Origin of the sequence: Streptomyces venezuelae (assembly GCF_008642375.1) — a bacterium.
Lineage (GTDB): Bacteria > Actinomycetota > Actinomycetes > Streptomycetales > Streptomycetaceae > Streptomyces > Streptomyces venezuelae_G.
The window spans coordinates 652321-663509 of the sequence record NZ_CP029194.1 but is presented as its reverse complement, the minus strand read 5'-3'; the positions used below and the strand labels follow the sequence as shown (position 1 = coordinate 663509).

The following is an 11189-nucleotide window of genomic DNA, read 5'->3' as shown; positions in this document are numbered from 1 at the left end:
GGTCAGGGCGGGAAAAGGGGTACGGCGAGCCGGGCGGTCAAGGGGGTACGGCGAGCCGGGCGGCGCGTTTCAGCGCCTGGCTCGCCGTCGCATGGAAAGGAACATTCCGAGCAGGATGCCCACGAGCAGCGTGACCGTGAGCACGACCCACAGGGGCAGGGTGACGGTGGGAATCCACAGCCGGATGCTGACCGATCCCGTGTTGACCGCGATGAACCAGATGGCGAGACCCGCGAGCACGAGGAATCCGAGGGTACGGAGCCGCATGTCCCGGCCTTTGACGGTCAGCGTCGGGGGGCCGTGGCGTGGAGGTGCGTTCTGTGCCATGTCCTCCATTGTCTTCCCAAAGCGCCAGGCCCTCGACCGGAGGAGGCCGCTCGGCCACCGCCGGGGGCCGCGGCCGGGCCACGCAACGTCCGCCGCCGCGCCTCGTTGATCACGCCATGAACCAGACCACCGCCCCGCGGAAGCTCCGCGTCCTGACCACCGCCGTCGCCGCCCTGATGCTGGGGATCGCGGGCACGCAGAGCACGTACGCGAGCCCCGGCGGGCAGGCCTGCCCCACCGCGGCGGAGCTCTTCGCCACCGACAACACCGCGATCATCACGGATCCCGGGGACCCCCGGCTCGACACCCGCCTGACACGCTTCGGCCACGAGGTGCGCGCGATCATCCTGGCCCACGGAGCCAGGCCCGGTGCCTCGGAGCTCCTGGACGGCGTCTTCTGGTCCACCGACCTGCAGCAGGCCACGTACGAGCGGTCCCGCGAGTTCGACGTGAACCGGGTCGGACGCGACGGACTCCACCACATCGCGGGTGTCATCGCCAAGGAGTACGACCAGGAGGCCGTGCTCACCTTCCGCTGCCTGCCGCGGACGTCGCCGGAGACCGACGCCGTGGAGATCGAGGTCCCGGGAGTCACACCGGGGGACCTGCGCGCCGCGCTCCTCGCGGACGCCGAGGCCCGCGAGAAGCTCGGCGGCGGCTCGGTCACCCTCGACGGCCGGCTGATCCTCATCGCCCCGGTCGCCGACCTGCCGCTGGCCAGGAGGTTCACGGCCGCGCTCGGCGCCGACTGGGACGAGGCCCAGGTGCGCTACGGCGACCGGGAGTTCGTGAGCTGAGCCGGCACATGGAGCTGCCCGCCGGGCCCTGGTGGACCGGGGCCCGGCGGGCGTCGGGACGGTGCCGTTATCCGGCGTACGTCTCGAACTCGGCGACCTGAGGCGTCGCCGACGAGCCGGTGATCTCGAAGGTGATCTTGCTCAGGGTGGTCCGGGTGAACGTGACGGCCCCCGCGCCGCTCCCGGAGGAGAGGACGGCGCCGGTGTCGGCATTGAGGAGCCGCCAGGAACCGATCCGGCCCGTGGCGCCGGCCGCCTCCTTGACGACGACCCCGGACACGGCGGTGGGGGCGCCCCACTTGATCGAGACGTAGCCGGTGGTTCCGGCGGGCGACCAGTAGGTGGCCGTGTCACCGTCCCGCACGTTGCCGTAACTCGTCCCGTCGGCCTTCCCGGAGCCGTCGGAACCGGCCCCGATGCTGAGGTTCGTGCCGCTGGGCGCGGAGGTCGACGGGGCCGGGGTGGTCGGGGCGGGAGTGGTCGGGGCCGGGGTGGTAGGAGCCGGAGTGGTAGGAGCCGGAGTGGTCGGGTTCGGTGTCTGGGGCGAGCAGGCGCCGTCCGACACCTGGAGTCCCTTGCCGGCCCCCGCCGTCCGGCTCACGACGCTCGGTACGCAGCTCGCCGCGTCGAGCGTGTACGCGTACGGAACGGTGACCGTGGTGTTGGACTGCGGGTCCGGTCCCGCCGGGTTGTTGTCGGTGCCGGGGCTCGACCACGTGACGTTGTCGAACGTGTTGCCGCTGACCTGCCAGTAGCCGGCCGCGTCCGTGTAGAAGGTGCCGAGGACGTCCTTGGAGTCCTCGAAGTAGTTGCTGTCGACCTTGGCGCGGGCCCCGGCACGGGAGTTGATGCCGGAGTCGTTGATCCGCAGGTAGTGGTTGTTGTAGATGTGGGCGGTGCCGCCGCGCAGCAGGGGGACGCGCGAGTCGAGGTTCTCGTACAGGTTGTGGTGGTACGTGATGAAGCTGTTCGAGAGCTCGGTCTCGCTGGAACCGACGAGCCCGCCTCGGCCTGAGTTGCGCAGGACGCTGTAGGACAGGGTCACGTACTGGGTGTTGTCCTTCATGTCGAAGAGGCCGTCGAAGCCCTCCGACTCGCCGCCCGAGGCCTCCAGGGTGACGTGGTCGACCCAGACGTTCCGGACGTCGCTCTCCATGCCGATGGCGTCACCGCCGTTGGACGTGGGCGAGCCGGACTTCTTGACGTTCCGCACGGTCACGTTCTGGATGACGATGTTGCTCGACTCTCGGATGTGGATGCCCAGTTGGTCGAAGACGGCACCCGCGCCGACTCCGACGATCGTGACGTTGCTGATCTGCTTGAGCTCGATCACCCCGGCGGCGGTGTTGCAACTGCCGCCCGACACCTTGGCGGTGTTGCCGTGGTCGATGGTCCCTTCGACCTCGATCGTGATCGGGGTGCTGCTCGCGGCCCGACCGCACAGGGCCGCGTGGATAGCGGTCCCCGTGGTGGCCCGCACGGTCTGCCCGCCGGCGCCGCCGGTCGTGCCGCCGTTCTGCGTCGCGTAACCGGTGGCGCCACCGGTCGCGGCGGAGGCCGAGGGTGCCGAGAGGACGGCACCTGTCGCGGCCGCGAGGGCCAACGTGGCCAGTGCCGCCTGGATTCGCCGTGCGACTCGTCGTCTCATCTTCGTCGCCTTCCTTGCTCATCGTCGGAGGACGGGAGTCCGGTCCCGCATACCGGGCTCCCGAGAAACATGGAAAGCGCTTTCTGTTCGGCGAGGATAGGGTGGGGCCGCAGGTCTTACAAGGCTCCGCGCACCGAGGAATCATCGCGGGGCCCACGCAGCACGCCGTGGGTGTCGGTGTCGTACGGCACCCTGGCCGTATGCCGTATGCCGTATGCCGTATGCCGTATGCCGTATGCCGTATGCCGTATGCCGTATGCCGTATGCCGTATGCCGTATGCCGTATGCCGTATGCCGTATGCCGTATGCCGTATGCCGTATGCCGTATGCCGATTCCGACTCCGACTCCGCGCTCACTGCGCTCCCAGGACCCCGCGGCCGTGGCCGTCACCGAGGCGATCCGCTCGGGTGACCTCGACGCGCTGCGCCGCCTGCTCGCCGAGGACCCCGGTCTCGCCACGGCCCGGGTCGTCGAGGACCGCGAGGGATGCGGCCCCGGCGGGCGGAGCCTGCTGCACCTGGCCGCCGACTGGCCGGGGCACGTGCCCCGCGGACCCGAGACCGTCGCCGTCCTCGTCGCGGCCGGAGCCGATCCGGACGCCCGCTTCGTCGGGGCCCACCGCGAGACGCCCCTCCACTGGGCGGCGAGCAACGACGACGTCCCGATGATCGACGCCCTCGTCGCGGCGGGCGCCGACATCGAGGCCGACGGAGCCGTCATCGCGGGCGGGACACCGCTGGCCGACGCCCGGGCCTTCGGGCAGTGGCGCGCGGCCCGCCGCCTGCTCGGACTCGGCGCCCGGCCCACCTTCCAGGACGCCGCGACCCTCGGACTCGACGAGGTGGTGGAAGCCGGTCTGCAGGCCTCGCCGTCGCCCACCCCTCAGGAGATCGACGAGGCGTTCTGGGGCGCCTGCCACGGCGGCCGCCTCACCACCGCCGTCCGGCTCCGGGCCGCCGGGGCGGACATGGACCGGATCGGCTGGGACGGCCTCACCCCGCTCGACATCGCCCGTGCCGGGGAGACCGCGCGGAACGAGGAGGTCGTCGCCTGGCTCACGGCGGCCGGAGCCCGCACCCACGCCGAGGCGGACGAGCCCGACCGGTCCTGACCTGCCCTGACGGGCCGGCCCGACCTCGTCCCCCCCGGAGGCGCCGCCCTCAGTACACGTCGCGTACGTAGCGCTTGTCGGCGGCGAGCTGCTTGACGTACGCGGCCGCCGACGCCTCGTCGTGGCCGCCGTGCGTCACGGCGATGTCGCGCAGCGCCCGGTCGACGTCCTTCGCCATCCGGGCCGCGTCGCCGCAGACGTAGAAGTGCGCGCCGGACTGGAGCCACGACCACAGCTGCGGGCCGTGCTCGCGCATCCGGTCCTGGACGTAGACCTTGGCGCGCTGGTCGCGGGAGAAGGCGGTGTCGAGGCGGTCCAGGGTGCCGTCGGCGAGGAGGGCCGTGAGCTCGTCCTCGTAGTAGAAGTCGGTCGCGCGGTGCTGCTCGCCGAAGAAGAGCCAGTTCGGGGCGCGGTGCCCGAGCGCGCGGCGCTCGTCGAGGAAGCCGACGAAGGGGGCCACGCCCGTGCCGGGGCCGACCATCACCATCGGGGTCGTGGGGTCGGCGGGGGGCCGGAAGTGCGGCGCGCGCTGGACGAAGACCGGGACCGGGGCGCCCGGTTCGGCGTCGGCGAGGAACGGCGAGCAGACGCCCTTGCGGGGGCGGCCGCGGAGGTTCTCGTACCGGACGACCGAGACCGTCAGCGAGACCTGGTGGGGGTCGGTGAGCGGGCTGGAGGAGATCGAGTACAGCCGGGGCCTGAGGCGGCCCAGGACGTCGGCCCACTCCTGCGCTCCGGCGCGGACGGGGTGCTCGGCGATGACGTCGACGGCCTGCCGGCCCCACGTCCACTGGGCGAGCCCGTCCTTGTTGTCGGGGCGCAGCAGCCGCTTCAGCTCCCGGTCGCCGGTCCGTTCCGTGACGAAGGCGAGGAACGCGGACGGGGTACGCGTGATGTCCAGGTGGCGGTGCAGGGCCTCGCCGAAGGGGACGTCGCCGAGCCCGGAGAGCTCGACGGGGGCGTCCGCGTCGAGACCGGTGACGGCCAGCCACTCGGCGACGAGATCCGGGCAGTTGACGGGGAGGACACCGAGCGCGTCCCCTGCCTCGTAGCCGAGCGGGCCCCCGCCGTCACGTGTGTCGAAGGTGAACCGCCGCACCTCCTTGCCCGCGCCGGGCAGGGAGAGGAGCCGGTTGCCGACGAGCCGCGCGGACGTGGTGGCGGGCCCCGGCCGGCGCGCGGGCGCCGAGGCCGGCGGGGGCACGGGCGGTGCCGCGGGTGTCCGCAGGCCCTCGGACAGGCCCGCGAGGACCTGGTCAAGCCAGGCGAGGGCGGACGGTTCGAAGTCGGGCTCGCAGTCGGTACGGGGTGCCAGGCGTATGGCCCCGAGCTCGTCCAGCCGGTCGTCCAGGCGCCGGCCGTGCCCGCAGAAGTCTCCGTACGAGGAGTCCCCGAGGGCCAGGACGGCGTAGCGCCGCCCGTCGAGCCGCGGTGTGTCGGGCGCGGTGAGCGCGTCCCAGAAGCCGGAGCCGTTGTCGGGCGCGTCCCCGTCCCCGAAGGTGCTGGTGATCAGCAGCAGGTCGGCGGTGGGCGACAGGGCCTTGAGGTCGGTCGCGTCCATGCCGGTGAGGGCGGGCCGGTGGCCCGCCGCGAGGAGCCGCTCGGCGGTGGCGGCGGCGAACTCCGCGGCGTTGCCGGTCTGCGAGGCCCACAGCACGACGACCTCGCGGCCCGCCGCACCCGCGTCCGCCCCGGAGTCCCGAAGCGTCCCCGGGTCCCCAGGCGTCCCCGGGCCGTCCGGCGTGCGGGAGTACAGCCCGGCGAGCACGCCGTTCACCCAGTGGGCGTGCTCCTGGCGGAAGGGTGCCCCGGGCGGCAGGACGGGCACGCCCGGCGCGCCCGACTCCAGGCCGGCGAGGAAGCCGACGAGATACTGCCGTTCCTCTGAGCTGAGGACGGGCGGCGGGGCCGGCGCGAGACCGAAGGCGGCGGCCGGCCCGGACGGCACGACCCCGCTCGGGATCACCGCACGCGGCGTCACGACGGCCGACGGCGGCGCCTCGGCGACCGAGGTCGCTGCCGCCGTCTTCGTCAGCGCCACCGCGCACACCTTCAGCTCGGGCTGGAAGGAGAGGGGATCGACGGCGTCGCTGGTGACGGCGTTGACGCACAGGTCCTCGCCGAACAGGTCGTTCCAGTGGAACGGCGCGAAGCAGCAGCCCGGTCGGACCCGGTCGGTGACCACCGCGGGGAGCACGACCCTGCCGCGCCGCGAGGCGATCTCCACGGCGTCGCCCTCCGCGAGGCCGAGCCGCAGGGCGTCCTCGGGGTGCACCTCGACGAAGGGCGCCGGGTTGAGCCTGTTGAGCTTGGCGACCTTCCCGGTCTTGGTGAGGGTGTGCCACTGGTGCTGGAGGCGGCCGGTGTTGAGGACGAACGGATACGCGTCGTCCGGCATCTCCGCGGCGTCGATGTGCGGCCGGGCGTGGAAGACCGCCCGGCCGCTCGCCGTCGGGAAGACGGGACCCGGGCCGTCGGCCGGGCCGTCGCCGGCCACGTAGCGGATCGGGTTGCGGTCCGGGCCTCCGGGAGCGGCGGGCCACTGGACAGGGGTCTCGCGCAGCCGCTCGTACGTCACCCCGCTCACGTCGTAGCCGGTGGCCGGGTTCGCGGCGCGCCGGATCTCCTCGAAGACCTCCTCGGCGCTCTCGTACGCGAACGCCTTCTCGTACCCCATGGCCCGGGCGACACGGGCGATGATCCGCCAGTCGGCGAGGGCCTCGCCGGGCGGGTCGGTCGCCGGTCGGGCGAGGGTCAGCGTCCGCTCGCTGTTGATCAGCACGCCCTCGGTCTCGGTCCACAGCGCGGCGGGCAGGACCACGTCGGCGTACGCGTTGGTCTCGGTGTCGGCGAACGCGTCCTGGGTGATGACGAGTTCGGCGGCCCGCAGCCCCGCGACGACGGTGGCGCGGTTGGCGACGGAGGCGACCGGGTTGGTGCAGATGATCCAGCACGCCTTGATCTCGCCGTCCGCCATGCGCCGGAAGAGGTCGATCGTGCCGGTGCCGGAGCCGTCCTCGCGGAGTGTGCCCGGCGGGAGCTCCCACAGCTCCTCGGTGAAGGCCCGGTCCCCGGCGGACAGGACCGAGCGCTGCCCGGGGAGGCCGGGGCCCATGTAGCCCATCTCGCGTCCGCCCATGGCGTTGGGCTGGCCGGTGAGGGAGAAGGGGCCGGAGCCCGGGCGGCAGATCGCGCCGGTGGCCAGGTGGAGGTTGATCAGTGCGTTGGTGTTCCAGGTGCCGTGGGTGGACTGGTTGAGGCCCATGGTCCAGCAGCTGGTCCACTCCTCCGCCGTGCCGATCCACTCGGCGGCGGTGCGGATGTCCTGCTCGGGTATGCCGGTGAGCGCGGCGACGGTCGCGGGCGGGTAGTCGGCGAGGAACGGCTCCATCGCCTCCCAGCCCTCGGTGTGCGCGGCGATGAAGGCGGGGTCGGTGTGGCCGCTGCCGTGCAGCAGGTGCAGCAGGCCGTTGAGGAGCGCGAGGTCCGTCCCGGGCCTGATCTGGAGAAAAAGGTCGGCCTTGTCGGCGGTGGCGGTGCGCCGGGGGTCGACGACGATCAGCTTCGCCCCCGCCTTGACCCGGTCCATCATGCGGAGGAAGAGGACGGGGTGGCAGTCGGCCATGTTGGAGCCGATGACGAGGAAGACGTCGGCCTTCTCGAAGTCGTCGTACGAGCCGGGCGGGCCGTCGGCGCCGAGGGAGAGCTTGTAGCCGGTGCCGGCGCTCGCCATGCAGAGCCGGGAGTTCGACTCGATCCGGTTCGTGCCGATGAAGCCCTTGGCGAGCTTGTTCGCGAGGTACTGCGCCTCCAGGCTCATCTGGCCCGAGACGTAGAGCGCGAAGGCGTCGGGGCCGTGCTCGTCGACGACGGCCCGCAGCCGGCGGGCGGTCTCCGTGATGGCCCGGTCGGTGTCCGTGGGGACGGGCGCGTCGGCGCGGTCCTCCCGGACGAGGGCGGTGGTCAGGCGTCCGGGCGCGGCGAGCATGTCGGCGGTGGTGGCGCCCTTGGTGCAGAGGCGTCCGCGGTTGGCGGGGTGGTCCTTGTCGCCCGTCGCCTTGAGGACCGTACGGCGGCCGTCGGCCCCCAGACCGATGTCGAGGAGCATGCCGCAGCCGACACCGCAGTACGAGCAGACGGTCCGCACCTGGGCGGTGGCGTCGGCCCGCGGGTCCTGCGTGTCGTGTGGGGTCACGGGGGCGCCTCTCTGTGGAACCGTTCGAGCCCCGACCGTACGGAATGCCCGTTACGCCTGTGTCAACCGCGGCGATCATGGTCCGTAACGCCGGTCACACAGCGGCGGGGGGATGGCTGTGAGGCCCGCCCCACCGATCTTCCCTGGCGGGGCGCAGCCGCCCGTGGGACGATTTTCATAGGAAGCGACAACGAGCCCGCGCGGGGCCCGGACTCCGGCGTGCTCTCCCGTCGGACGAAGAAGGCACCATGCCTGCCATCAAGGAAACCATCGACATCTCCCGCACTCCCGCGGACGTCTTCTCGTACGTGACCGACCCGATCCATCTGCCCGAGTGGCAGGAGAGCGCGGTCTCGGTCCGCAGGCTCGACGACGAGCCCCTCGCGGTCGGCTCGAAGATCGCCGTCACGCGGCGGCTCGGGCGGCGGGAGTTCACCCTGACCATGCAGGTCATCGAGTTGCAACCGCCGAGGTACTGGCACCTGCACGGCATCAACGGCCCCGTGCGCGGTGACGTCCAGGGCACCATCGAGCCACTGGACGACGCCGAGCGTTCGCGCCTGACGCTCTCCCTCGACTTCGAGGGGCACGGCATCGGCAAGGCCCTCGTCCCGCTCGTCGTGCGCCCGCACGTGCGGAAGGAGATACCGAGGGACGAACGGATCCTCAAGGGTCTCCTGGAGAGTGGCGTGGCCGGCTGAAGCGGCGGCCGTCCGCTGCCCCCGAGAGCCCGCCGTCCGCCCATGGCGTATGCGGTGAACGCCTGTTGGTCCACCGGGTCGGGTCCCGCCTGTGGTACTGCCTTACGGATACATCGTCACGTTTTTCCGTAATGCAGTGAAAGGTGACCTCTGTGCCGCAGGGAGACAAGAGGCCGGACGGCCGCCGGACGGACGCCGAACGGGGAGGCCGGGAAGGGCTGCCGGTGACGGCCGACCTCCCCGGCCGGCCCGACCACCACCATCAGGCGCGGACCGACCGGATCGTGTTCGGGGTCACCGCCGTCCTCACCCTGGCCTTCGTCGTCTGGGGAGCCACGGCCACCGACAGCCTGGAGAGCGTCTCCAGCAAGCTCCTCGACGGACTGATCCGCGACGGCGGCTGGGCGTTCATGCTCGCCGCGTCCGGCTTCGTCGTCTTCGCGCTGTGGCTCGCCATCAGCCGCTACGGCAGGATCACCCTCGGCCAGGAGAGCGAAAGGCCCGAGTTCCGCACCGTGTCGTGGATCGCCATGATGTTCAGCGCGGGCATGGGCATCGGCCTGATGTTCTACGGCGTGAGCGAACCCCTCGCCCACTACGGCACCCCGCCGCCCGGCACCCAACCCGTCGACTCGGCCGAGCGCATGCAGACGGCCATGGCCACCACGCTCTTCCACTGGACGCTCCACCCGTGGGCGATCTACGCCGTCGTCGGACTCGCCATCGCCTACTCCACCTTCCGGCGCAGGCGCCGCCAGACCATCAGCGCCGTCTTCGTCCCGCTGATCGGCGAACGGCGGGCGTACGGCGGTCCCGGCCGCTTCATCGACATCCTCGCCATCTTCGCCACCCTCTTCGGCTCCGCCGCCTCGCTCGGCCTCGGCGCGCTCCAGATCGGCAGCGGCATCGAGGAGCTGGGCTGGATGGCGAAGGCCGGCACCGGGCTGCTCGTCGGCATCATCGCCGTCCTCACCGTGGCCTTCGTCCTCTCGGCCGTCTCCGGCGTGGAGAAGGGCATCCAGTGGCTCTCCAACACCAACATGGTGCTCGCGGTGGTGCTCGCCGTCTTCGTCTTCGTGGCGGGCCCCACGATCATCGTGCTCGACCTGCTGCCCACCTCCATCGCCGCCTACATCGACGACCTGCCGCAGCTCGCCGGCCGCACCGAGGCGACCAGCGGCGAGAACATCCACGACTGGCTCGGCAGCTGGACCGTCTTCTACTGGGCGTGGTGGATCTCCTGGACGCCCTTCGTCGGCATGTTCATCGCCCGCATCAGCCGGGGCCGGACCATCCGCCAGTTCGTCGGCGGTGTCATCCTGGTGCCCAGCACCGTCAGCCTCGTCTGGTTCGCGATCTTCGGCGGCACGGCGATGAAGCTCAGCGAACAGGGCGAACTGACAGGGGAGACCACCCCCGAGGGGCAACTCTTCGGCCTGCTCAAGGAGTTCCCCATCTCCGGTGCCATGAGCCTGCTCGTGATGATCCTCGTCGGGATCTTCTTCGTGTCGGGTGCGGACGCCGCCTCCCTCGTCATGGGCACGCTCTCCCAGCGCGGCGCCTTCGAACCCACCCGTCCCGTCGTGGTCTTCTGGGGCGTGCTAACCGGAGCGGTCGCGGCCGTCATGCTCCTCGTCGGCGACGGCCAGGGCGACGCGCTCGCGGGACTCCAGAACCTCACCATCCTCGTCGCGGCGCCGTTCGTACTCGTCATGATCGGCATGTGCGTGGCGCTGATGAGAGACCTGCGCAGGGACCCGCTGATCGTCCGCGGCGAGGTCGGTGTGGAGGTCGTCGAACTCGCGGTGATCGCCGGCCACGAGCAGTACGACGGCGACTTCGAACTGCGGATCGGTCCCGGTACGTCGGACACCGACGGGACATGAGGCCGCCCGCCGCCGCGGACGCTCACTCTCCGCTGGTGTAGCGGGTGCGCACCCAGAGGGGGAGGACGAACCAGCAGAGCAGGTACCAGGCGAGGACACCGGCGACGATCCACGGCACGTACGAGTCGTCCCCGGTGGCCACGCGCAGGACCAGGAGAAGAGCCGAGGTCAGGGTCGCGAGCAGGAGCACGATGCCCGTGAAGGTGAGGCGGGCGGCCCAGATGACGGCCCGGGGTTTGATCTGCCTCCCGGCCACGATCCGGTGCAGAGCCACGGGGCCGATGAGCGCGCCGGTCGCCAGGGACCCGAGGACGACCGTGACGATGTAGATCGTCTTGTCGGTCTGTTCGAGACCCTGGAAGTGCGGGGTGAAGACCACGGTGAGGAGAAAACCGAGGAGGATCTGCACACCGGTCTGGACGACACGGATCTCCTGGATGACCTCCTGCCAGCGCCGGTCGGCGCGCTCCATCTCGGTCTCGCTCCGGCCGTCGTGCCGGTCCTTGCTCGCATCGGTGCCCAT

8 protein-coding genes are annotated in these 11189 nt (G+C 71.6%); 4 read left to right on the top strand and 4 right to left on the bottom strand.

Annotated elements, in window-relative coordinates; translation table 11 throughout:
• Window positions 1–69: 69 nt before the first annotated feature.
• Complete coding sequence (locus DEJ46_RS03025) at window positions 70–327, bottom strand: LapA family protein (protein WP_150264030.1); 258 nt, start codon at window positions 325–327, stop codon at window positions 70–72.
• A gap of 116 nt (window positions 328–443) precedes the next feature.
• Here DEJ46_RS03025 and DEJ46_RS03020 point away from each other — a divergent pair, with 116 nt between their 5' ends.
• On the top strand, window positions 444–1124 hold the full coding sequence (locus tag DEJ46_RS03020; RefSeq protein ID WP_150264029.1) for a hypothetical protein: 681 nt from the start codon (window positions 444–446) through the stop codon (window positions 1122–1124).
• A gap of 67 nt (window positions 1125–1191) precedes the next feature.
• Here DEJ46_RS03020 and DEJ46_RS03015 read toward each other — a convergent pair whose 3' ends face one another.
• A complete protein-coding gene (locus DEJ46_RS03015; RefSeq protein WP_150264028.1) occupies window positions 1192–2772 on the bottom strand; it encodes a polysaccharide lyase family 1 protein in 1581 nt (526 codons plus the stop codon).
• A gap of 326 nt (window positions 2773–3098) precedes the next feature.
• Here DEJ46_RS03015 and DEJ46_RS03010 point away from each other — a divergent pair, with 326 nt between their 5' ends.
• Complete coding sequence (locus tag DEJ46_RS03010; RefSeq protein WP_150264027.1) at window positions 3099–3884, top strand: ankyrin repeat domain-containing protein; 786 nt, start codon at window positions 3099–3101, stop codon at window positions 3882–3884.
• 49 nt (window positions 3885–3933) lie between these two features.
• On the opposite strand, the gene DEJ46_RS03005 is transcribed toward DEJ46_RS03010, so the two are convergent.
• Window positions 3934–7992, bottom strand: a complete 4059-nt coding sequence (locus DEJ46_RS03005) for a molybdopterin-dependent oxidoreductase (protein WP_411757808.1) — start codon at window positions 7990–7992, stop codon at window positions 3934–3936.
• A gap of 335 nt (window positions 7993–8327) precedes the next feature.
• On the opposite strand from DEJ46_RS03005, the gene DEJ46_RS03000 reads away from it, so the two are divergent.
• Both DEJ46_RS03000 and DEJ46_RS02995 read left to right on the top strand, forming a co-directional pair.
• A complete protein-coding gene (locus DEJ46_RS03000; RefSeq protein ID WP_150264026.1) occupies window positions 8328–8780 on the top strand; it encodes an SRPBCC family protein in 453 nt (150 codons plus the stop codon).
• A 152-nt stretch (window positions 8781–8932) separates the two neighbouring features.
• Window positions 8933–10666, top strand: coding sequence for a BCCT family transporter (locus DEJ46_RS02995; RefSeq protein WP_150264025.1), 1734 nt, complete (start codon window positions 8933–8935; stop codon window positions 10664–10666).
• Window positions 10667–10688: 22 nt separating this feature from the next.
• On the opposite strand, the gene DEJ46_RS02990 is transcribed toward DEJ46_RS02995, so the two are convergent.
• Window positions 10689–11189: a DUF6328 family protein gene (locus DEJ46_RS02990; RefSeq protein ID WP_150264024.1), complete on the bottom strand. Its 501-nt coding sequence runs from the start codon at window positions 11187–11189 to the stop codon at window positions 10689–10691.